19 protein-coding genes and 1 pseudogene are annotated in these 23,788 nt (G+C 51.7%); 12 read left to right on the forward strand and 8 right to left on the reverse strand.

The genetic code is table 11. The features are described from left to right. Positions 1–73 precede the first annotated feature (73 nt). Together rlmA and HLG76_RS11750 are read left to right on the forward strand one after the other, a co-directional pair. On the forward strand, positions 74–916 hold the full coding sequence (rlmA, locus tag HLG76_RS11745) for a 23S rRNA (guanine(745)-N(1))-methyltransferase (protein WP_077575896.1): 843 nt from the start codon (positions 74–76) through the stop codon (positions 914–916). Beyond that, positions 916–1,929 carry a ChaN family lipoprotein gene (locus tag HLG76_RS11750; protein ID WP_254877686.1) on the forward strand — a complete coding sequence of 338 codons (1,014 nt, stop codon included), beginning with the start codon at positions 916–918 and terminating at the stop codon, positions 1,927–1,929. The genes rlmA and HLG76_RS11750 overlap by 1 nt, the downstream gene beginning before the upstream one ends. An 84-nt stretch (positions 1,930–2,013) precedes the next feature. Here HLG76_RS11750 and yfbV read toward each other — a convergent pair whose 3' ends face one another. Next, positions 2,014–2,463, reverse strand: a complete 450-nt coding sequence (yfbV, locus tag HLG76_RS11755) for a terminus macrodomain insulation protein YfbV (protein ID WP_077460099.1) — start codon at positions 2,461–2,463, stop codon at positions 2,014–2,016. Positions 2,464–2,820: 357 nt separating this feature from the next. Here yfbV and HLG76_RS11760 point away from each other — a divergent pair, with 357 nt between their 5' ends. From HLG76_RS11760 to HLG76_RS11770, 3 genes are all read left to right on the forward strand, one after another. After that, entirely contained in the window at positions 2,821–4,017 is a 1,197-nt protein-coding gene (locus tag HLG76_RS11760) for an acetate kinase (RefSeq protein ID WP_175993708.1), read from the forward strand. 105 nt (positions 4,018–4,122) lie between these two features. After that, positions 4,123–6,270, forward strand: a complete 2,148-nt coding sequence (gene pta / locus HLG76_RS11765) for a phosphate acetyltransferase (RefSeq protein WP_175993726.1) — start codon at positions 4,123–4,125, stop codon at positions 6,268–6,270. A gap of 123 nt (positions 6,271–6,393) precedes the next feature. Continuing rightward, positions 6,394–7,527, forward strand: coding sequence for an amidohydrolase (locus HLG76_RS11770; protein WP_175993709.1), 1,134 nt, complete (start codon positions 6,394–6,396; stop codon positions 7,525–7,527). On the opposite strand, the pseudogene HLG76_RS11775 reads toward HLG76_RS11770, so the two are convergent. Then, positions 7,528–8,148, reverse strand: a pseudogene (locus HLG76_RS11775) (LysE family translocator). It lies immediately after the preceding gene. 278 nt (positions 8,149–8,426) lie between these two features. Here HLG76_RS11775 and metN point away from each other — a divergent pair. From metN to HLG76_RS11805, 6 genes are all read left to right on the forward strand, one after another. Then, the gene (metN, locus tag HLG76_RS11780) at positions 8,427–9,461 is read left to right on the forward strand and encodes a methionine ABC transporter ATP-binding protein MetN (protein ID WP_021023982.1); all 1,035 of its coding nucleotides are present in this window, start codon (positions 8,427–8,429) and stop codon (positions 9,459–9,461) included. Continuing rightward, positions 9,451–10,137 (forward strand): methionine ABC transporter permease, encoded by a 687-nt coding sequence (locus HLG76_RS11785; RefSeq protein ID WP_021023981.1) that lies wholly within the window; start codon positions 9,451–9,453, stop codon positions 10,135–10,137. The genes metN and HLG76_RS11785 overlap by 11 nt, the downstream gene beginning before the upstream one ends. A 54-nt stretch (positions 10,138–10,191) precedes the next feature. Beyond that, positions 10,192–11,007, forward strand: a complete 816-nt coding sequence (gene metQ, locus HLG76_RS11790; RefSeq protein WP_077460093.1) for a methionine ABC transporter substrate-binding lipoprotein MetQ — start codon at positions 10,192–10,194, stop codon at positions 11,005–11,007. A 189-nt stretch (positions 11,008–11,196) separates the two neighbouring features. Further along, positions 11,197–12,135 (forward strand): LysR family transcriptional regulator, encoded by a 939-nt coding sequence (locus HLG76_RS11795; protein ID WP_175993710.1) that lies wholly within the window; start codon positions 11,197–11,199, stop codon positions 12,133–12,135. Between the two features lie 130 nt (positions 12,136–12,265). Next, positions 12,266–14,173 (forward strand): TonB-dependent receptor, encoded by a 1,908-nt coding sequence (locus HLG76_RS11800; RefSeq protein WP_175993711.1) that lies wholly within the window; start codon positions 12,266–12,268, stop codon positions 14,171–14,173. A 14-nt stretch (positions 14,174–14,187) separates the two neighbouring features. Continuing rightward, positions 14,188–15,072: an alpha/beta hydrolase gene (locus tag HLG76_RS11805; protein WP_175993712.1), complete on the forward strand. Its 885-nt coding sequence runs from the start codon at positions 14,188–14,190 to the stop codon at positions 15,070–15,072. 185 nt (positions 15,073–15,257) lie between these two features. On the opposite strand, the gene HLG76_RS11810 is transcribed toward HLG76_RS11805, so the two are convergent. Then, complete coding sequence (locus HLG76_RS11810; protein WP_077460092.1) at positions 15,258–16,274, reverse strand: CNNM domain-containing protein; 1,017 nt, start codon at positions 16,272–16,274, stop codon at positions 15,258–15,260. After that, on the reverse strand, positions 16,271–17,644 hold the full coding sequence (locus HLG76_RS11815) for a hemolysin family protein (protein ID WP_175993713.1): 1,374 nt from the start codon (positions 17,642–17,644) through the stop codon (positions 16,271–16,273). The genes HLG76_RS11810 and HLG76_RS11815 overlap by 4 nt, the downstream gene beginning before the upstream one ends. A gap of 296 nt (positions 17,645–17,940) precedes the next feature. Here HLG76_RS11815 and HLG76_RS11820 point away from each other — a divergent pair, with 296 nt between their 5' ends. After that, entirely contained in the window at positions 17,941–18,888 is a 948-nt protein-coding gene (locus tag HLG76_RS11820) for a GlxA family transcriptional regulator (RefSeq protein WP_198532294.1), read from the forward strand. A gap of 142 nt (positions 18,889–19,030) precedes the next feature. On the opposite strand, the gene HLG76_RS11825 is transcribed toward HLG76_RS11820, so the two are convergent. The 4 genes from HLG76_RS11825 to HLG76_RS11840 all read right to left on the reverse strand — a co-directional run bounded on the left by HLG76_RS11825 (position 19,031) and on the right by HLG76_RS11840 (position 23,140). Next, positions 19,031–20,587: a BCCT family transporter gene (locus HLG76_RS11825; protein ID WP_198532293.1), complete on the reverse strand. Its 1,557-nt coding sequence runs from the start codon at positions 20,585–20,587 to the stop codon at positions 19,031–19,033. A 227-nt stretch (positions 20,588–20,814) separates the two neighbouring features. Then, a complete protein-coding gene (locus tag HLG76_RS11830) occupies positions 20,815–21,276 on the reverse strand; it encodes a thioesterase family protein (protein ID WP_175993714.1) in 462 nt (153 codons plus the stop codon). Then, on the reverse strand, positions 21,276–22,232 hold the full coding sequence (locus HLG76_RS11835; RefSeq protein ID WP_175993715.1) for an L-carnitine dehydrogenase: 957 nt from the start codon (positions 22,230–22,232) through the stop codon (positions 21,276–21,278). Before HLG76_RS11835 ends, HLG76_RS11830 begins: the two co-directional genes overlap by 1 nt. Continuing rightward, positions 22,229–23,140: a 3-keto-5-aminohexanoate cleavage protein gene (locus HLG76_RS11840; protein WP_074213135.1), complete on the reverse strand. Its 912-nt coding sequence runs from the start codon at positions 23,138–23,140 to the stop codon at positions 22,229–22,231. Before HLG76_RS11840 ends, HLG76_RS11835 begins: the two co-directional genes overlap by 4 nt. Positions 23,141–23,788 lie beyond the last annotated feature (648 nt).

The raw sequence follows: 23,788 nt of genomic DNA on the forward strand, positions 1-23,788 counted from the left end.
ACGGCGCAAACTTGTCGAACGTCACACAAGCCCGTACCCTTAAGCGCATCAAAGACAAGACACAGACTCTGCCATGATTTATCGATGCCCGCTATGCCAACAGCCCCTGCAAGCCAAGCCACGTGGTGCTTATTGCGCTGCCAATCATCAATTTGATCGCGCCAAAGAGGGCTACCTCAACCTATTACCGGTGCAATTTAAACGCTCCAAAGATCCGGGCGACAATAAAGCCATGACTCAAGCCCGCCGCGCATTTTTAAACGCTGGCCATTATGCGCCCATGCGCCAAGCGATGATTGATTCCCTCACCCAGGCACTGAATGGCGAGCACCAGACGATCTTGGATGTGGGCTGTGGTGAAGGGTATTACACCCATGCCATCGCTGATCAGACAGCCGCACAACAGTGGTCTATTTATGGGCTGGATATCGCCAAAATCGCCGTGCGCTATGCCGCGAAATGGTATCCACAATGTCAGTTTTCGGTCGCCTCATCGCAACGCTTGCCGTTTGCCGACAACAGCCTTGACGGTGTGGTGCGTATTTATGCGCCCTGCAATGGCGACGAGCTTGATCGTGTTATCAAGCCCGGTGGCGTTGTTGTCACCGTCACCCCAGGTCCACGTCATCTATTTCAGCTTAAAGCGGGTATCTATGATGAGGTCCGGTTACACGAAACGCCAGCAGAGGCCCTGCCCGGTTTCCAGCTTGAAAGTGAGCGCTCACTGCATTACCCGATGACATTAGCAGGCGAGCAAGCCCTCACCCTGCTGCAGATGACACCGCTTGCCTGGCGCGCCTCCGATGAATGGCGTGAAACGTTAGCCAATGCCAACGGCTTTCACTGTGAAGCCGACTTTACCTTGCGTGTGTATCGTCATCACACAGAGATTGACTCGGCCAAAGGAGAAGCGTGATGCACACTTGCTCACCATGGACAAAAAAGGGCGTGATTGACCGCTTTTTGAAGCCGCGCTTTTTGCAACTGCGTGCCACTCAATGGCTATTGGCGGCCAGCTTAGTACTAAGCCCCGTCAGTGTCGCAGCGGCATCGCAACCGACATCGGCGTCTATCAATACCTTATTTGATTATCAAGTGACCACCGCCCAAGGGCAGTCACTTAGCTTGACTCAAGTGGCTGACAACGTCGAAAAAGCGGATATTGTTCTGATCGGTGAATGGCACAGCCATCCTGGGGTGCACCGTTTTCAAACCGAGTTGCTCAACCAACTTGCCTCACGTCATTCTGTCGCGCTTTCCATGGAGCAATTCAGCCGTGATGCCCAGCCAGTGGTGAATCAATACCTTGCCGGCGACATTGGCGAAGACACGCTTAAGCGTCGAGCCAATGCATGGGACAACTACAATGGCAGCTATCGCCCGTTGATCGAGCTAGCTAAACAGCGTCAATTTGACGTGATTGCCGCTAACGCCCCTAAACGCATGGTTAGCTGTATTGGTCGACAAGGTTTGGCTTACTTAAATAAATTGCCGGACCAGCAGCGTCAGTGGTTTGCCGCGACGATTGATACCCAAGACTCACCTTATAAACGTCAGTTTAAAGCCAACATGCATCATGGCACTCCCACCCAAACCGACGATCAATTTGCCGCGCAACTCGCCTGGGATGCCACCATGGCAGAAAGCATGGTCGATTATCACGCCCGTCACCCTGATACCCAAATTGTCCACATCGCGGGCCGCTTTCATATTGCCGAAGGATTAGGAACGGCCGCACAATTAAAAGCGCGAAATCCCGACCTGACCATTGCACTGATCACCGCGGTGAGTGATCAAGCCAAGCTTACCGACAACGCTAAGGATCTTCGCTTAAAGGTCATGCCTTTGCCCCAGCGCTGGCAGTCGATGGATGAAATGCGCGAAGCAGTCAGCCAAATGAAAGGGCAAGGCGCGCCGCAGTGTCGTTAAGCCACGCATCCATCACCGACCAATAAAAACGCCGACCCTGAGGTCGGCGTGTGTTGCCTGGGTGAGCGGCGCATTTCGGTTAGGTTAAAACCAGCGCTCTAGTGCTGCGCGATCCACTTTGAACGCCCGACTCAATGCTTGCGCTAGCTCTTTGTATCGCGGTTGGCTTTTTATCGGCTGCATCGCGTGCCCCTCACTGGTGATCTTTTGATGCAGTTCGCGATACCACCCCGCCAAAGCCGGCGGCAGCGGCGTATCACGGCGGCGTCCCAGCCACCACAGCCCTTGGAGCGGCAAGCTCAGCGCAAATAGCGCCACAATCACCGCTTGCGGCATGCCTTGTACATTGTTTGCTGCCATTTGAAGCAACACACTGATTGCGGCAATAGCAGGCATGACCTTGATCGCGAACCGCGTTATGGTGATCACACGATTTTCAGGAAAAACCGGCGCTAATTCCTTTTTCATCGGCCATTCTTGCATGTATTTCTGACCGTCTTGCAGGCAGCGCCAGATTGATTTGTTCGTTGTCATACCTACCTCACTTGTTCAGTGTGACCGAAAGGGGCTGTCACTCAACTTTTACAATAAAAACTAAACAAATTGTTTAAAAACTTTAAAATTTAACCCATATCGCTCAAAAAATTTTTGTTATCTGGATCAAGTCCCGCTATCCTTAGCGCACTTTTATCATTGTTGCTCGGATTCGATTGTCTCGCAACCCAATCCGGTTGTACTCAATGGAGCGTTCACTTATCCAGGACGGATAACGATAATTCTTTCCCCGCGACAAGGCATGAGATAATTCTTTTTTGAAAAGGTAGTGTCTCAATTTGTCCACTATCCTTTTTATTCCATACACTCTGTCTCACGAAACATAGGTAGTCATACATGTCAAAGCTGGTTCTCGTACTCAATTGCGGAAGCTCCTCTTTGAAGTTCGCCATTGTCGACGCACAATCAGGCGATGAGCATCTTACCGGTCTTGCCGAATGCCTTAACCTTCCAGAAGCCCGCATCAAGTGGAAAATGGACGGTAAGCATGAAGCCCAACTGGGCAACGGCGCCGCGCACACTGAAGCCCTCACCTTCATTGTAGACACAATTCTGGCCTCGAAGCCTGAACTGGCCGAGAACTTGGGTGCTATCGGTCACCGCGTTGTTCATGGCGGTGAGCATTTTACCCATTCAGCATTGATTACGGACGAGGTGCTCAAAGGGATCCACGATGCAGCGAGCTTCGCGCCATTGCACAACCCAGCACATATCGTTGGCATTGAGGCGGCGAAAAAAGCCTTCCCTGCGCTGAAAAATGTCGCTGTTTTCGATACCGCGTATCACCAAACCATGCCAGAAGAAGCTTATCTGTATGCGCTGCCTTATAATCTTTATAAAGAGCACGGCATTCGTCGCTACGGCATGCATGGTACCTCTCACTTCTTTATCGCCAACGCGGCCGCTGAGCAACTTGGCAAGCCTGTCGACGAAGTGAACATCATCAACTGCCACCTTGGTAACGGTGCGTCAGTATGTGCGATTAAAAACGGCAAATCGGTCGATACTTCAATGGGCATGACCCCATTGGAAGGCTTGGTTATGGGCACCCGCTCTGGTGACCTAGACCCAGCGATTATCTTCCACCTGCACGATGCACTCGGTTATAGCGTTGAGCAAATCAACACCATGCTTACCAAAGAGTCTGGCCTGCAAGGCTTGACCGAAGTGACCTCTGACTGCCGCTTTGTTGAAGATAACTACGGCGAGAAAGAAGAAGCAACACGTGCAATGAACGTGTTCTGCCACCGTCTTGCCAAGTACGTAGCCAGCTACACCGCGACCCTCGACGGCCGCCTGGACGCAATTGTCTTTACCGGCGGCATCGGTGAGAACTCAGGCCCAATCCGCGAATTGGTACTCGAGCGCCTAGCTCTGCTGGGTGTTGAGGTCGACAAAGAGCGCAACCTGAAAGCCCGCTTTGGCGGCGAAGGCGTGATCACTACCGACGCAAGCCGCGTGCCTGCGATGGTGATTTCAACCAACGAAGAGTTGGTGATTGCGCAAGACACTGCGCGCCTAACTGGCCTGTAAGACCATTTCCAACGGCTGATTCCACTCAGCCGTTTTTGTATTCGTGCCGGACCATCCGGCACGCCAACCAGATAGTAAGAGGAAGTCAACGTGTCCCGTACTATTATGCTAATTCCAATCGGCTCCGGCGTCGGCCTGACAAGTGTCAGCCTTGGCGTCATGCGAGCGATGGAGCGTAAAGGCGTCCGCGTCTCATTTTTTAAACCGATTGCTCAGCCACATCACGGTAGCGACACTGACGTCACCGATCTGACGACGGAAATCATTCACGCCAACAGTGATATGAGAGTCGCCGAATCGATGTCAATGAACCAAGCCGAAAACCTGCTGCGCTCGGATCAAGAAGATGTGCTGCTCGAAGAAGTGCTCGCGCGCTTTACTCGTGCCACTGAAAACGCAGAAGTTGCGCTCGTCGAAGGCTTGGTCACCACACGTAACCACCCCTTCGCGAACCAGATCAACTACGAGATCGCGAAAACACTGGATGCAGAAATCGTGTTTGTGACCACCCCAGGCACTGACAACCCTGCCCAGCTTAAAGAGCGTATCGAGTTTGCCTGCACCAACTTTGGTGGCAGCAAAAACGGCAACATTTCAGGTGTGATCATCAACAAGCTTAACGCGCCTGTTGATGATGCAGGTCGCACGCGCCCTGACCTGTCAGAAATCTTTGACGAAGCGGACGGCGCACGTCCAACTAACGTTGAAGTGATGCAGATTTTCAACTCCAGCCCAATCCGTGTACTGGGTTGTGTACCATGGAAAATCGACCTGATCGCCACTCGTGCTAGCGATATGGCCAAGCACTTGAACGCCACCATTATCAACGAAGGCGAAATTCACTCACGTCGCATCAAGAGCATTACCTTCTGTGCGCGTTCAATCCCTAATATGGTTGAACACTTCCGCCCAGGCTCCTTGCTCGTGACTTCGGCTGACCGCCCTGACGTGATCGTCGCCGCGTGTCTAGCTGCGATGAACGGCGTAGAAATCGGTGCCTTGTTGCTGACAGGTGGTTATGCCATCCCTGATCAGTTAAAAGCCCTGTGTGACCGCGCGTTTGAAACCGGCCTTCCGGTATTTACCACTGCAGGTAACACCTGGCAGACGTCGCTCAATCTGCAAAGCTTTAGCCTTGAAGTGCCGGCTGACGATAAAGCCCGTGTTGAGTTTGTGAACGACCACGTTGCTGGCCACATTGATGGCAACTGGATTGAATCACTCAGCTCAGGGTCGAACCGCGAACGTCGCCTCAGTCCACCCGCATTCCGTTATCAGCTCACCGAGTTTGCACGTCGAGCCGCTAAGCGCATTGTGCTACCCGAAGGTGACGAGCCACGCACCATCAAGGCCGCCGCTATCTGTGCCGAGCGTAAAATTGCCGAGTGTGTGCTTTTGGGTAACCCAGAAGAAATCAAACGCGTTGCAGAGCAACAAGGCGTGACCTTGGGCGCTGGCGTAGAAATTATCGATCCGGTAAAAGCACGCGATAAATACGTGGCACGCTTGGTCGAGCTGCGTAAGAGTAAAGGTATTACCGAGGTCATTGCCCAAGAGCACCTCGAAGATACCGTGGTACTGGGTACCATGATGCTAGAAGCGAACGAAGTGGATGGCCTGGTATCTGGCGCGGTTCACACCACCGCTAACACCATCCGTCCACCGCTGCAAATCATCAAAACCGCACCGAACGCTTCTTTGGTCTCATCAGTATTCTTTATGCTGCTGCCTGAGCAAGTGCTGGTATACGGTGACTGTGCGATTAACCCGGATCCAAATGCTGAACAACTGGCTGAAATCGCGATCCAATCTGCCGATTCTGCCGCGGCATTCGGTATTGAACCTCGCGTAGCGATGATCTCTTACTCGACCGGTAGCTCAGGCAAAGGGGCAGACGTGGATAAAGTCCGCGAAGCCACCCGTCTTGCCCAAGAGAAGCGTCCTGATCTGATCATCGATGGCCCGCTTCAGTACGACGCGGCCATCATGGAAAATGTCGCGAAATCAAAAGCGCCAGATTCGCCTGTTGCCGGTAAAGCCACCGTGTTCGTCTTCCCCGACTTGAACACAGGTAATACCACATACAAAGCGGTACAGCGTTCTGCCGAGTTGGTCTCTATCGGTCCAATGCTACAAGGCATGCGTAAGCCAGTGAACGATCTGTCACGTGGCGCCTTGGTTGACGATATTGTCTATACCGTGGCACTGACAGCGATTCAGGCTAAGCAAGCCGAAGACAACGGCCAAGCGTAACCCACGCTCAGCCCAGAAAGAGCAAAAGCCAGCACATGTTGCTGGCTTTTTTTTGCGTTTAACTTCACAACGTGACGCCCCAAAGCGATCTAGCATAGCCTTTCCATCCTTGTTTTGGAGTCGATGATGGCGATTGATTTTGATCCCCTAGCGTTTAGGCATGCCCTGCACCAATACCCTGAACTGTCGAATCACGAAGCGCAAAGTGCGCGCACCATTGCCGCCCAACTGCGCGACTTTGGTCTCTCTCCCCAGACCGACGTGGGCGGTCATGGCATTGTGGTAGACATTGCAGGTCGCGAGCCAGGGCCAACCACCTTGTTACGCGCCGATTTTGATGCGTTACCCATTCACGAACACACCCAACTTGATTATGCATCCTGTCACGATGGCATCATGCATGCCTGCGGTCACGATGGCCATGCTGCCGCCTTGCTTGCCGTCGCTGCTCAGCTATGCCAAACCCCCCCTAAACAGGGGACTGTGATCCTCGCTTTTCAGCCGGCTGAAGAAACCGGCGAAGGCGCGGCACGCCTGTGTGCCAATCCGCTTTTAGTAACCCGCCACATCGACAATGTCTATGCCTTTCATAACCTGCCAGGCTTTGCCCAACATCAGATAGTGGTGCGCCCAAGCACCTTTGCCTGCGCCTCAACCGGTGTTGCGATTCATTTGCATGGCAAAACCTCCCATGCCGCTTACCCAGAGCGCGGGGTCAGCCCGGCAAACGCCATGAGTGACGTGATGCGTATGCTCACACAGCTTCCTGACGCTTATCCTTCCACGTTCAGCTTAGTGACGCTAGTTCACGCCCAACTTGGCGACCCCGCGTTTGGCGTTGCGCCCGGCGAGGCCACCGTGATGGCGACCCTACGCAGCGACGACAACGCCACTTTTCATGCCATGCAAACCCGGTTAGTCGATCACGTAAACGCCATCGCCGACCGAGCAAAATTAACCGTGGATCTAAGTTGGCACGAGCCGTTTATTGCCGCCGAAAACAGCACAGCGCATAACCAAGTCGTGGTCAACGCGGCGCAGTCGCTGGGGTTAGAGGTTCACTGGCTTAAGGAGCCCATGCGTTGGTCAGAAGATGTCGCCGAATTTCTTGCCCGCTGGCCCGGCGCATTATTTGGCATTGGCAGCGGCGAGCACCACCCACAGCTGCACAACCCTGACTATGACTTCCCGGATGCGATTTTAGCGACCGCCAAAGCACTATTTTGCAGAGTGATTACACACCATCACGGCCGTTAATTACCCCAACGCCAGCCAAAAGCCGACGCCGATCATCAAGGTGCCGGCGATTCGGTTCAGCAATTGCACATTACCCTTTGCTGCAAAACTGACGTAAGGTGCGCCCACCGCTGGCATACAACATTAAACAACTGAATTCCGTGCAAAGAATGATCAACACCAGCACGCTCAGCTGGCTGGGCAATGAGATCGCAGGGTTAATAAACGGCGGCAACAGTGAGATCATAAATGCCCAGCCTTTCGGGTTGGCTATCGCAGTGACAAAACCTTGTGCCGCCAACGATAACGCAGAGATATCATTCGGCGCCGACGCCTCTTCCTTTGGGATTGCCATTTTGCCACGCGATCGCCACATTTGTACGCCGAGATACGCCAGATACGCGCCCCCCACATACTTAAACACCTGAAACACGCTAGGATAGTTCAGCATCACGGCCGCCACCCCTACCACTGACGCAATCGCCACAAGGCCGACGCCAATGAGCTCGCCCCACATCATATGTAGGCTACGCTTAACTCCGATAGTCATCCCCAGGGTCATGGATAGTGTCATACACATTCCCGGTGTGATTGACACAAAAAGAAGGTGGGAATAAATAGCGTCAACATCGTGGTATCAATCAAGGCAGTTGGCATATCACTTAATCAGAACAAAGGGTTAGAAAGGCTATTAGTGAACACGCTTTAGTCGATGAGATCAAGCATGCTTGAGATCTCGTTGACTGTTTTATTTATAACCAACTGATTAGCCTTATTGCCATTTAGACGTCCAGAAGTAAAAATATCCATTGACTTCATTTTACCTAACTCATAGCATCAATAACCAGAACGACAGCAAGAGCGCGGGATAGACCGCTGAGTCAGTCGGCTGTGATCAAATTTATCGCCAAGGACATGTGATGATTGAGATATCCAAACTCAACAAGGTATTCGAACTCGGGGAGCGCCGAATTCATGCCCTTAACGACATCAACTTATTTATCCCGAAAGGAAAAGTATTTGGTGTGATCGGTGCCTCTGGTGCCGGCAAAAGTACGCTGATCCGAATGGTTAACCTGCTCGAGCGCCCAACCAGCGGCACGGTAAAGGTAGGAGGCGTTAACCTCACCGCGTTATCCAATCGCGATCTAACCCAAGCTCGCCGTCAAATCGGGATGATTTTCCAACACTTTAACCTACTGTCATCTCGATCGGTCTTCGACAACATCGCCCTACCGCTTGAACTGAGCGGCGCGAGCAGTGACGCGATCGAAACCCGAGTCACCGAGTTACTCGATTTAGTTGGTTTAGCCGACAAGCGTCATGTCTATCCGGCTAGCCTCAGTGGCGGACAAAAACAACGTGTCGCGATTGCGCGCGCACTGGCGCCAAGCCCAGATGTATTATTGTGTGATGAAGCCACAAGCGCACTGGATCCTGCTACGACACAATCGATTTTGTCACTGCTACAAACCATTAATGAAAAGCTCAACCTGACCATTTTATTGATCACCCACGAAATGGACGTGGTGAAGCGCATTTGTCACGACGTTGCCATTATTGGTGACGGTGAATTGGTTGAATCTGGCCCGGTGGGCGACATATTTGCCCATCCAAAATCCGACTTAGCGAAACAATTTATCCGCTCAACCTTGGATTTATCGGTGCCTTATGACTATGCCCAACGCTTAAAAGATACCTACTTTGACGGCAGCTACCCCTTGGTGCGCCTAGAATTTACCGGCGCTACCGTGGATGATCCATTGATCAGTCAAATATCAAGGCTGTTTGATATCGACATCAGCATTTTAAGCTCTGATATCGACTACGCTGGCGGCGTCAAATTCGGCTTATTACTGGCAGAGATTATGGGCCCGAAAAAAGCGGTCGAAGACGCCATCCACTATCTCAACCAGCACCATGTCAACACGGAGGTACTTGGCTATGTTGATTGATCAACTTATAAATTGGGTCAACGAAAACAACGCCCTGCTTAACTTGCTTGCCGAAGCCACAGGTCAAACTCTGTATATGGTCTTTGCCTCCGGCCTGATAGGCTTTGCCATTGGGATCCCATTAGGTGTGATGCTACACGTCACCAAAAAAGGGGGGCTGCTAGCGCAACCCAAGTTTAACCAAGCGCTCGGCGCGGTGGTGAATATTGGTCGCTCGATCCCTTTTATTATCTTATTGGTTGCGATTATTCCCTTTACCCGCCTGCTCGTCGGCACCTCGATTGGAACAGCGGCAGCAATTGTCCCGTTGACAGTGGGCGCCATCCCTTTCGTTGCACGTCTGGTCGAAGCGGCGCTTTTAGAGCTGCCACCGGGACTAGAAGAAGCAGCCAAAGCCATGGGCGCTACCCCCTTGCAAATTATCTATAAAGTACTCGTACCCGAAGCGCTACCTGGCATTATTAATGGCGCAACCATTACCTTGGTCACCCTCGTCAGCTACTCTGCTATGGCTGGAGCCGTGGGCGGTGGCGGCCTAGGCGATGTCGGTATCCGCTACGGCTACCAGCGCTTTGATACCACGGTTATGCTGATCACCGTTGTCATGCTAGTCGTGCTGGTACAAGCCATACAATCTTTAGGCGATTACTTGGTACGCCGAACCGATCACCGATAATAAAACACAACACTTACCGTAAACGACGGACAATATTATCAAGGGAGACAGACAATGAAGACCACCATTAAAACACTTTTAACCACCTTAGGCCTCGCCTCCACACTCCTACTCACTGGGTGCGGAGAAAAAGAGCAAGCCGCTAGCGATGCCAACAGCATCACCGTGGGCGTGATGGCAGGCGAAGAAGCACAAGTGGCCGAGCACGCAGTAAAAGAAGCCAAGAAGTTAGGCCTCGACGTTGAGCTGATCACCTTTACCGATTATGTGTCGCCCAACGCGGCACTCGACGATGGATCGGTTGATGTGAATGCCTTTCAGCACAAACCTTACTTAGACGCGCAAATCAAAGATCGCGGCTACGAGTTTGCGATTGCTGGCAACACCTTTGTGTACCCGATTGCGGCCTATTCTTATAAGTTAGATAGCGTGGCCGATCTCCCAGAAGACGGGCAAATTGCCGTGCCGAATAACCCTGCTAGCCTCGGCCGTTCATTACTACTGCTTGAGCAGCAAGGTATCCTAAAACTCAAAGAAGGTGCTGGCATCAGCGCTACCAAGCTCGATATCGTTGAAAACCCGAAAAACATTGAAATTATTGAACTGGAAGGCCCACAACTGCCTCGCTCACTGGAAGACGTGGATATTGCCATCATCAACAATACCTTTGCCGCTGGCATCGGCCTAACCCCAAGCAAAGACGGCCTGTTTGTTGAAGGGAAGGACTCACCCTACGTGAACCTGATTGTAGCCCGCAAAGACAACGTAGACGCAGAAAACGTCAAGACCTTTGTAAAAGCCTACCAAACTGACGCGGTTTACAACGCGGCGATGGAAATCTTTGACGGGGCGGTGGTGAAAGGCTGGTAAGTCAGTCAGAAAAGCGACCTAAAGCCTGAAAATAGAATAGCCCGTGCTGAAAAGTGCGGGCTGCTTTATTTTTACGAGAACCACAATAGCCATAACGATTGATGCACGATGAGTCTGACAAGAGATTCTGGTATGTTGATTCGAATACCGCAGCTTCAACAATAGACGTCATTGATAAGATATCCCACTATGCAGATCCCCAACATCGATGTGACATCACTTTATATTCTCAAGTACTTGCTCGAGGAAAAGCATGTCTCCAATACCGCATTACTGCTTAATACCAGTCAATCATCGGTCAGCCGAGCGCTGCAAAAAATGCGACTTTTTTTCGATGACGAGCTGTTAGTCCGTACAAGTTTTGGTTTTTCCCTAACCCCGAAAGCTGACGAGATTAAGCGAGACATCTCTTCCTTAATCATCAATTTGGAAAAGCTGTCGCATAAGAACGCATTTGATCCGAAGAAGGTAGCAGGTACTGTTCGTTTCTATGGGTTACAGCCACAAGTCAACACAATGATGCCAGATGTTGTTGCCGCTATTCGCGAAAGAGCGCCGAATCTCGTTGTCAGCATAGATACCTCACCACAACAGCATTTTGAAAAACTCGTTGCGGGTGACATCCACTTTTCCTTGTCGTCACACGAACCACCAAAATCCGAGCAAAGCATTCACCGAAAAGCCGTTGCACAACGAGATTTTAGGTTATTGATGAATCGCAACCACCCATTGGCGAATGCGACATTGACAGCAGAGAACTTAAGTCACTGTCATTTTGGGCAAATATCACTTCAAGGAGAGAAAACCCTTTCGCTCGAGCACAAATTTATTGAATTGGGATTGGCAAATAAAAAGCAGCGTCTATCAACACCTGTGCAAATCACTAACTTCAGCTCTGCCCCCAACATTGCGGCACAAACCGATATCATTTTCCATTTACCCACTCCTTTTGCCCAAGCTGCCTGCCACGACGAGAGGCTTCTCACTCGAGCAGTCCCTGAGTCATTGCAATTGCACTTCTCGAAAGTCTATCTATGCTGGCACAAACGCTTTCACGATGATCCCATGTGTGTCTGGATTCGCGCAATATTTGATGAGCTATTTGATAGCACCGCCACTTACTCCTAACCCAAAGGACCATATTGCAAATACCGCATAGTGGGTTTTTGTTTTACGAATAAGGTATTGATTGAAAGCATTTGCTAATGAGTATTTAATTGATAACGATTATTAATTACCAAACTGTTAGCTGCCCAATATGTTTAAAACCAATCCCTTTATTTATCGTTTTGCGGTAGGGTTAACCTCAACACTCCCGCTGGTTTCTTTGGCTGAAACACCACACTCTGAGGCCTCGACGTCCAGTGACACCATGGTGATTACCGCCACTGGTTATGAACAGTCCACCCTGTCAGCCCCTGCGTCTATTAGTGTGATAAACCGTTCTCAAATTGAAAACCGCGCCTACAAAGACATCACGGATGCCCTTCAAGATGTTCCAGGCGTGGTAATCACAAGTGGCGGTTCACGCCAAGAGATATCCCTTCGCGGAATGCCGTCTGACTACACCGCGATTCTTGTTGACGGTCGCAAGCAGTCAGGACGAGAAACACAAGTCAGCGGTGGTGGCGGCTATGAGCAAGACTGGCTGCCACCGCTAAATACCATAGAGCGAATTGAAGTAGTGCGCGGTCCGATGTCTACGCTATATGGATCCGATGCGATGGGGGGAGTGATCAATATTATTACCCGAAAAGATAGCGCTGAATGGACAGGCCACTTGCGTGCTGAATCCATGCTGCAAGAAAATAATCAATCGGGTGATTATTATCAAGGAGAACTGTCTTTATCGGGCCCATTGGTCAACGATCGTCTCAGTGGCAATCTCTCAACGCGATATCAGGAACGGATTGAAGACGACATTGCGTTCGCCAATGGAGGAAAAACACTCGAAAACTATCGCGCATCACTGCACTTTACTGCCACTGAAGACGATACCATCAGTGTAGACTACACCCACCACGACCAAACACGGGAAAACACCGCCGGAAAGACAAGAACCCGCGATTCAGAAACCAATAATAACCGGCAATCTATCGGAATTAGACACGAAGCAAGCTACAGCGATATTAGCGGATCCTCCTATCTTAGTATGGAATCAGTCGAGAACGAGGGTCGCTCGTTAGAAGTAGAAAACACTCGCGCTAAAACACAATGGTCAAAAGGGCTTGATCTTCATTATGTTTCAGTTGGCACCAGTTTTGAACGTGAAGTGCTCGACAACGGTAATTATGAATTTCGTAATAGCCAATGGTCTGTGTTTGCGGAAGATGAATGGTACGTTACCGACAATATTGCTCTAACCTTGGGGCTTCGCTACGACAACAATGAGCAATTTGGCTCTCACCTTAGTCCACGCTTTTATGCAGTATGGTCCCCAAATACAGCTTGGGCGGTAAAAGGGGGCGTATCAACAGGCTACCGAGCACCTAGCCTGACTGAAATGGAAGACGAGTGGGTACAAGAGAGCTGTAATGGTCGATGTGATATTTATGGCAACGCCGATCTAAAGCCGGAATCGTCAATTAATACCGAGCTTGGGCTATATTACGAAGACTTAAACGCGTTAAACGCAAATTTCACCGTTTTTTATAACGACTTTGAAGACAAAATTGACCGCGTTAACCTTGATCCAAACTGCACCGCGCGTGCCTGTGACGCCACCTATGCCAATATTGAAAATGCCATCACCTATGGTACTGAAGCGTCGGTCAAAAAAGCACTGACAAAAAGTCTGGATGTAACCGCGACCTACACCTACACACGCTCAGAAAAACGCGCTGGTGAAGACAAAGGTCAGCCATTAACTCAGGTCCCCACCCACTTGGTCGCGCTCAACACTGATTGGGCTATTCAAGATGACATTGGCTCATGGCTACGCGTTTCCTATCGTAGTGAAGAATCCGATCCGATTAGTATCGATTCAAGAAGTCAGACCGCACCATCCGTTACTTATGTTGACTTTGGCACCAATTGGCAGCTAAACCGCCATTTCAAACTGATGGCCGGCATCTATAACCTTTTAGACAAGCAAACCACTTACGATGAATATGGCTATGTGGAAGATGGTCGTCGTTATTGGTTAGCTGTTGAAACATCCTTTTAATGCGAGCAATAAGTATGAAGTTTCTGATAAAAATATTTTGCGTATCTCTCCTTTATGTATCCTCGGTGAATGCCAGTGAGCACGCGATGATCGACAAAGATATTGTGTATAAACGTATTGACGGCAACGCGATAAGCTTGGATCTCTATACACCCAGCGCTCATGCTGGTCAGCCTTATCCTCTTTTGGTTTGGGTGCACGGAGGTGCATGGAAGCGAGGAAGCAAAGATGCCATCCCAACTAAGAACCCAACATTACTCAAGGCCGTGTTAGAAAAGGGCTATGCATTGGCTGCTGTCGATTACCGCCTAAGTGGTGAAGCGATATTTCCAGCCCCACTAAAAGACATTAATGACGCGCTCAATTTTCTTCACGATCATGCTAACCAATACAATATTACTGCGGATAAATTGGTTGTGATGGGTCGCTCAGCTGGAGGTCACTTAGCCGGCTTGGTGGGTGCCACTAACTCACAGAGCAATATCGCCTTTTACACTCCCCAGCCCAAATACGAAGTGAAAGCGGTGGTCAGTTTCTTTGGCCCTACCGACTTGCTTGCGTTAGGTAAAAAACATGGCAAGAAAGCAAGCAAGCGATCATCCGTATCACGCTTTTTAGGTGACATCCCTAGCAACATACCGGATATTGCACAACGCGCGTCGAGTACCCACTACATCAATTCAAATACGCCCCCATTTATCCAGTTACATGGTGCGGAAGACAGGCGTGTTCCAGTATCACAAAGCCAACGGCTTAAATCTAAACTTGATGAATATGGCGTTGATAATCAGCTATTTATTGAGCCAGGTGTCGGACACAGCGCAGCCGTGTTTGATACCGAAAAATACGTGCCACGCGTGATGGATTTTCTTGAGCAGCATTTCCCTGTACAGCGTTAACGTGAGTGAACAAAAAAGCCCGCGTGCAATCGAGCGGTTTTTTTCGACTAAGGAGATCAGCGCCCCGGTGGAGGCATCAAATCTCGTCACCATCGTTCGCAATAGAAACGATAGCAATAAAAACGAAAGCAATAAAAACGCCACAATCACTTGTGGCGTTTTTTTTAATCATGGCGCACTGTCTTTTAACTTGCTGCCGTGACGGGAAGCACGCGTTTTAAAATATCCGCAAGCGTCACCACGCCAATCATTTCCCCCTCTTTACTGACCACCGCAAGCTGAACGCTGGCTTCACGCATGCGCGCTAGCGCTTCGTAGATGGGGGTGTTGGCATCCAAAACATAGGCATTGCGAGCGACATCGCGTGCGAGTCGGTCTGCCGGTTCGAGTAGCGTATCCCGGACGTGAACCACCAATGGCTTAAGCCCTTTGTTACCAAACACCAAAATACGCAGATGCCCTGACGACACGGCGACAGCGCGCACCTCTGCGACCGTTGCATGTTTATCAACATGTGCCATCACCTGTCCCTGGGTAACCAAGGTTTCGATCGCAATCGAGCTCAGATCGATCAACCCCGACAATTGTCGTTGAATCGCTGGTTGCAAGGTACCGACTTTGCCCGAGTGTTCAACCAATTGACGAATGGTTTGAATATCTTGTCCCCCTACCGCGGCGCTTTCTACTGGCTCAACCCCTGAGGCTTTCACCAAGCGATTGGCAATACGGTTGACCCAGCGAAGTAACGGACGTAACGGCCACACATAAGCACGCGAGACAACACCGATTGCCAGTGCTGACTTTTCTGGATGAGCAATCGACCAAGATTTCGGTGCCATCTCACCCACGACGAGGTGCAAAAATGTCACCACGAACAGCGCAAACCCGAAGGCCGCCGCATCAGCCGCCCAAGCGGGTAAGCCAACCGCGAGAAAGACGGGCCCTAACCATACATCTACCGCCGGCTTGGTGACCGCCCCGAGTGCAAAGGTACAAAAAGTGATCCCTAATTGCGCCCCTGCCAGCATCAAGGTCAAATCATTCATGCCACGCAGCGCTGCCCGCGCCGACCCACTCTCAACCGCCATTTCTTCCAGACGATGTCGACGCGCACCCATCAAGGCAAACTCGATAATGACAAAAAAGCCACTCAATACAATCAAAGCCAGCGTGACAACACTAACCATCAAAGGATCGGTCATTGGTTATCCTCCGCAATGGGCTGCTCGATGAGCGTAACCCGCACTGACGTGGGGATATGTCGCTCAATGCTTAACACATCCACCTCAAGATGACGCACGATCGGCTGACTCTCCGCCAGTTCGGATGGATCAATCGGCAGCGCGATGGTCACCGTATCCCCTACGGCTGGCAATGCGCCACATGCCGCAATCAATACCCCTGCAATGGTTTCGACATCGTCCCGCGGCAGAGCATAGCCAATCGCACGCTCCACTTCGTCGATGTGCACATCACCATCCATCAACCAGACATTGTCACTTTCAGGGATAACCGCCTCGGCATGATCACTATCATGCTCGTCGGTAATTTCTCCCACGATCTCCATGGCCAAATCTTCAATCGTTAACACCCCGGCAAAGCCGCCATATTCATCAATCACACACGCCAGTTGATTGGTCGAACGCACCAACTGATCTAGCGCATTTGGCAACGGCATTAATGTGGGGAGAACACTGGCAGGACGCATCACTGACGCCACGGTATCATTTGAATCCGCCTCTGTTTTCGCGAGGACATCTGACAGGTGAACCACGCCCACAGGCGCATCATTATCATCAAGCACCGGATAACGGGTGTGGGCTTGCGCCATCAGCGCCAACAATTCGGACAGCTTGGTTTCTAGCGACACCCAATCAACTTGCGAACGCGGCACCATTGCATGCTCAACATCGCGCGCTGGAAAATCCAGGATCCGATCCATCATCAGTGACAACTCCACCGGCAAATCTCCGCTTTCTCGCGAGTCGGCGATAATATGGTGTAAGTCGTCTTCTGAGGCACTCATATCAAGATCATGCACCGGTTGAATCCCCACAATACGCAGCACCAGGTTGGCGGATTTATCAAAGAAACTGATGATCCAACCAAACACCGACATATAAATCAGTGTCGACCGCGACATCATACGCGCCATGGGTTCAGCATTGGCAATGGCTAAGTTTTTCGGGTAAAGCTCACCCAAAATCATTTGCACAATCATCGCCACCGCAAGCGTCGCCATGGTGCCAATCGCGATTCCTGTTTCCAACGACAGTCCAAACCGTTGCAATAATACCCCCATCGACTCGCCGACCAGCGGCTCAGCAACAAAGCCCAACACCAAGCCGGTGACCGTGATACCAAGCTGCGCGCCAGATAGCATAAAGCTCGTCCGTTTTGTCACCGCCAGCGCCCGTTTGGCCGATGCATCGCCCGTCGCAGCTAAGGTCGCAAGCTTTGCGCGATCGACCGCCATATAGGCAAACTCTTGCGCCACAAAGTAGCCATTAGCGGCAATAATTAACAAGATAAAGAAAAGACCGAGCAGGAGGGTAATCATAGGTTCAGTCATGACTGCATCCTTTGTTGGTGACAACGTACCAGTGAAGGGGAGTGACAATCGACGCGTGTTGGATCCACAAAATATGCCTTATGTAGAAAGAGGAATCGGAGTATATTCTGGTGATATCGATACAGTCTAGTTAATTTTTGTACACCTCACCGTCGCGCGTTTGGTAGCCAAGAGCGGCTGTGCTTTTTTTCAGGAAAATGGTGGACTTAGCTTGACCCGGCCAGTGGCCGCCCCTCATCATTATTTCTACCATTCTTTGTTCATTTGTGATCATGCGCCTTGAATACACAGGTCCAATGCCGGAACGTCTCGGTTTTCTGCTACTCCCCCGCTTTTCGATGATGGCCTTTTTCTCTGCTGTCGAGCCATTGCGTATAGCCAACCAGATCAGCGGCGAATCGCTGTTTGATTGGCAAATGATCAGTGAAGACGGCAAGCCGGTGACGGCGTCCAACGGCATGTCACTGCTGGCCGACACAGCCATCGACGCCGTGCATGATCTTCCCTCACTCGCGGTCTGTAGCGGTTTTGATCCTGAAGCTTACCTTAGTCGTCCTTTGATGCGTTGGCTGCACCGTCTTGATGCGGCAGGCTGCGTGCTGGGCGGACTCGATACCGGCTGCTTTTTGTTGGCCGCTGCCGAGCTACTCAAGGGCGAGCGGGTCACCCTGCATTGGGAAAGTTTGCCCTCGTTTCAAGAGCGCTTCCCAGAGGTGAGAACCTCAGATGAGCTGTTTGAACTGGGACCGCGGCGCTTCTCCTGCGCAGGCGGTGCGGCGGCAATGGACATGGCGCTCGATGTGATAGCGCGTCGTCACGGCAACCAGTTGGCAATCGACGTCTCCGAGCAGCTGGTACACGAGCGCATTCGTACTCGACGCGATCAGCAGCGAATGACGTTAGCGCGCCGCTTGGGCACCCATCGCCGACGTCTGGTCGACGCGGTGGATGTGATGGAGCGCCATATAGAATCGCCCTTGTCCTTGGCAGAAGTCGCTGAGCGCAGTGGTATCTCGCTTCGTCACCTACAACGCCTTTTTGACAGCGAGCTTAATCAGTCGCCGCGCAGCTGGTATTTGGGATTGCGGCTAGATCGTGCCCGTTACTTGCTTAAAGAAACCGATCTCGATGTGTTAACGGTGGGATTGGCCTGTGGCTTTAGCTCAAGCTCGAGTTTTTCCCGCGCGTTTCGCACCCATTACGGCGTGTCACCGCGTCAAATGCGTAAAACCCAAAGCCAGTAAAAGAAGAAAAATAAGATAGATAAAAAAGCCGCTCACCCCACCACCTTAATCGGCAACGGAATGAGCAGCTTGTCTCGCGTTTAGCGCGTCTTGGTGCGACACCTTAAACCGCTATTTTTTCACGGCCAGCTATTTTTGGCAGCTAGCTTTTTTTAGCCGCGACAAGCGAGCGGCGCGATTCACCAAACAGTGAGATCAGCACCCCGGCGGTCATCACCAGGATCACCACGCTCAGTGGCAAGGCCGCGGCGATCAATGCTGTTTGTAGCGCTTTAAGGCCGCCGGCCATCAGCAGCGTTGCAGCGACTAAGCCAATCACCACGCCCCAAAGCACCCGGAAACGCTTCGGTGGCTCTTCATCACCTAGTGACAAAATCGTCGTCAGCACTAAGGTGCCTGAATCAGACGAGGTCACAAACCAGCTCATCAACAAGAACACCATCAGGGCTGAGAGTATCCAGCCGAACATCCCAGAACCTACGATCCCATCCGCTGCGGCAAATAATGCGGCGGGAAGCTCCCAAGCGTTCACCAAATCGATAATCCCAGCACTGCCGACGCCACCACTGGCATACAGCTCTTGGTAGATGGCATTGCCACCGAAGATAACCAGCCAGACAAAGATCAGTAAGGTGGGCACAAATAAGACCCCTAACACAAACTCACGCAGGGTGCGCCCTTTGGAAATACGCGCGATAAACAGACCCACGAACGGCGCCCAAGCCAGCCACCAGCCCCAATAGAAAATGGTCCAGGCCTGCTGCCACTCCACCGTGCCCGGCTCATCAGCAAACCACAGCCCCATCGGGATAAAGTTAATTGCATAATCGAGCAAGGTTTCGCCGAACGCGCTGATCAGCCAAAGTGTGGGGCCACCAATGAAAAAGATACCGACTACCAGCACCGACACCCAAATGTTCATCTGGGAGATAATACGGATCCCACGGCGCACCCCGGATACCGCCGACACAATCGAGATCGCCGAAATCACTGCAATCAAGATCAACTGCGTCGACAAACCGGAGGTGATACCGATCAGGCGCTCCAGCCCCACCGCCATTTGACTGACGCCGAGACCGAGCGAGGTCGCGACGCCGAACACGCAACCCAGTACACCGAGGATATCGAAAAGATGCCCCCAAGCGCCGTAAATGCGCTCGCCAATGAAAGGATAAAGCGCCGAGCGCAGCGCCAGTGGCAGTTGCTTACGGTAGGCAAAATACGCCAGCGACATGCCGACAATCACGTAGATAGCCCAACCATGCAGTCCCCAGTGGAAAACGGTGACCCGCAGCGCATCGATGGCACGCTCGTAACCAATGGCGGCCGCGCCTGCCATATCGGCGTGGGGATTGTTGGGATAACCAAACCCGCCGGTGTTATCGAGGTAAAAAATGGGTTCGGCCACCCCAAAAAACAGGATGCCGATACCGATGCCAGCAGAGAACAGCATCGAGAACCAAGAGAAGTTGCTAAACTCCGGACGGCTGTCGTCAGGGCCGAGGCGCACATTGCCGTACTTGCTGAAAACGATAAAACCGCACACGGTCAATAACAGCATCACAGTGACCAGGTAGTAGCCACTAAAGGTGCTTTCAATCCAGGTGCGCGTCGCACCAAACAGGACGCTGGCCGTCTCCGATTGAAAGCCGGTAAACAGCACAAAAGCCAGCACCAGCAGTGCAGAGCAAATGGTCATGCCACGATGCATGCCCTGAAAGAAGCCATCCTGAGCAAGCTCGGTGACGGTATAATCGGTCGATGTTTCAGCCTGGTGGCTGTCACGACGCTTGGGTGAGTGTGGTGGGGTTGGCGTAGCGATAATAAATCCTCCTTGAGCCGGAAGTCGGGCCGGCGATCCCGTTAACCGCTCAGCCTCTACTGAGCGGGACTTGATAACTCTTTAGCGCCCGATGGCAGCGTCGTTCAATACCGCTTGGGTAATCCGATACGACGGCCGGCACTCTCGGGCCAATCACTCTCAACCGCGCAAGGCAGTGTCTCGATGAGATTGGCCACAACATCTGGAAAAGGCGCGGGGCGACCGGTTTGCGTATCGATGCCCATCAGCATCTGCTCGCTGGTGGCCAGCACCTCACCTTGGCTATCACACATTTGCATAAACACGTGCAGGCGCTTTTGATCACGCGCTAACACGGTCACGTCGACCACCAAGGTCTGGCCTTGATGCGCCTCACGTCGGTAACACAAATGGGTTTCTAGGGTATAAATGGTATAGCGATGCTGGGTGCGGCCGGCGTCATCCAAGCCAATAGTGGCCATTAGCGCATCGACACCCAGCGAGAACACGCGCGCGTACTCGGCGTCGTTCATGTGCCCGTTATAATCGACCCATTCTGGCGCGACGTCTATCTTTAATAGTGTCATTAGATGCGCCCTTCCAAGCCTTCAGCCTCTGGCCAATACTTCTGCGCCAAGTCTAAAAGCTCGACCAAAAACGCGTCACGGCGACGGTCTAGCTCAGAAACGGGACGACCCGCGGCTTGGTGTTCACAGCCTTCCACCACTTTATCAATCAGCTCATCAGTCAGCTCAGGCGCTTCAAGTTTGGTCCACGGCAGTTTTAGCGCCGGGCCGAACTGCTCTAGCATATGGCGCATACCCTGCTCGCCACCGGCCAGATGGAAGGTTAAGAAGGTGCCCATCAACGACCAGCGCAGGCCACAGCCGTACACCACTGCCGCATCAATCTCTTCGGTGGTCGCCACTCCATCGTTAACCAGGTGCAAGGCTTCACGCCACAGCGCTTCCATCAAGCGGTCCGCAATATGCCCCTCAATTTCACGCTTGACCACCAAGGGACGCATTGCCAATTCTTGGTAGAGTGCATGGGCGCGATCAATCTGATCCGATTGAGTGGCTTCGCCGCCCACCAATTCCACTAACGGCAGCAGATACACAGGATTGAATGGATGCGCGACGATGACGCGTCCGGGAAGATGATCACAATCACTCTGCAGCTCGGTAGGCTTAAAGCCAGACGTCGATGAGCCAATAATCGCGTTTGGCGCCGCGGCCGCATCAATTGCCGCCAAGGTCTCACGCTTAATATCAATGCGCTCCGGCACGTTCTCTTGAACCAGATCGGCCTCTTTCACCGCCTGCTCAAGGCTATCAACAAAGGTTAACCGAGCAGGATTTGCGTCTTCAGCCAGCCCTAGCTTTTCTAACGATGGCCAGGCATTGGCCACGAAGGCACGGGTGCGAGTAGGCGCTTGTGGGTCGGGATCATAAGCGACCACGTCCCAACCACGTGCCAAGGCGCGCGCAATCCAGCCATTACCAATCACGCCGGTGCCGATGACCGCTAACTGCTTGCTCATTGGTCACCTCCTTCAACCGGCTTACCGGTTTTCGGGTCAACCAGTTTCAGCGCGGCGCGCGTTTGTGCAGGGGTCATAATACGACCGCCGAGGTTTTCAATGATAGTGCTCGCCTTTTCTACCAAGCCGCCGTTGGTCGCCATTACCCCTTTTTCCAGGTAGAGGTTATCTTCCAAACCCACGCGCGCATGGCCACCCAGCAACATGGCTTGCGCGACCATCGGCATCTGATGGCGACCAATTCCAAACGCCGCCCAGTTGGCGTTTTCCGGCAACTTATTGCGCATTGCCAGCATGGTTTCGGTGTCCGCTTCTGCGCCCCAAGGAATGCCTAAACAAAGCTGAAACAGCGGATCGCCCTCAAGCAAACCTTCTTTTTGTAGCTGACGCGCAAACCAAACGTGGCCTAAGTCAAAGCACTCCAGCTCGGCTTTCACGCCCGCAGCCTGCACCATACGGGCTTGCTCACGCAGCCAGTCAGCGGTGTTAATGTACACCATGTCGCCAAAATTCAGGCTGCCGCAATCTAAGGTACAAAGCTCAGGCAAGAGCTCGCCCACTGGCGCATGGCGCTCGGCTGGGGTTTGCATATCGGTGCCCGGGCCACCACGGCTTGGGTCTTGGGCATCCGGCACCCAATCCCCGCCACCACCGCCGGTGATGTTCATGACAATATCGACGTCTGATTCGCGAACACGCTCCATCACCTCACGGAAGTGATCAATGTTGTGGCTAATACCGCCCGTTTCAGGATCACGCACGTGAATATGAGCGACACTGGCACCAGCACGCGCCGCCTCAATACAGTTGTCGGCAATCTGTTTTGGCGTGATTGGCACATTGGGGTTTTTGCCCGTGGTATCGCCCGCACCGGTGACGGCGCAGGTAAGAATGACGCTGCGATTCATGTTCGGCCTCTTGTCGCTTGATTAAACTGGCCACAGTGTGTCCGGAATAACACGCCACAACTTGACACTAAGCGACATAAAAGACGCATAAAGAGACATTGTGAGGAGTATTGGGTGGGGTGGTAAGGCGTAGATAGCAGGCTAGCCACTTAACTATTGCGTGAAGCTCATTCAAAAAAAGATCAAACCATTATTAATAGGCACGCATTAAGCGTGTATTCTGGCGGCAATCAAGTTAATGAGGACGTATTGTGAAATCGGACAAATACCTTGCAGTCATCACTTTTTACGTGATTATCTTAGCGCTATCAATTGCAAGTGGCTATCAGTACATTGGTGATTTAGTTGAAAAAGGAATAAACTCAGTAGGTACCTTCATTAGCTATTTTGTGTTAATCGCTTTATTCTCTATTTACAAAGGCGTTTCGTTATTCACTCGAAAGCAACTGCTTTTTCTCGCCGTTTTCTCAATATTGACCACCCTCGCGTCTTACATATACCCGTATTTTAAATACTCAGAGCAAAATCCAAGTGACTTAATGTCAACATTTGCTTATGACCTTGTAATAAACGTGATAATTTTCACTCTGCTTTTTAAAGAATCAAAGCGTGAAAGGAACCAAAGCATATAAAAACACCAAATATTGC

Source organism: Salinivibrio sp. EAGSL (assembly GCF_013366455.1).
Lineage (GTDB): Bacteria > Pseudomonadota > Gammaproteobacteria > Enterobacterales > Vibrionaceae > Salinivibrio > Salinivibrio costicola.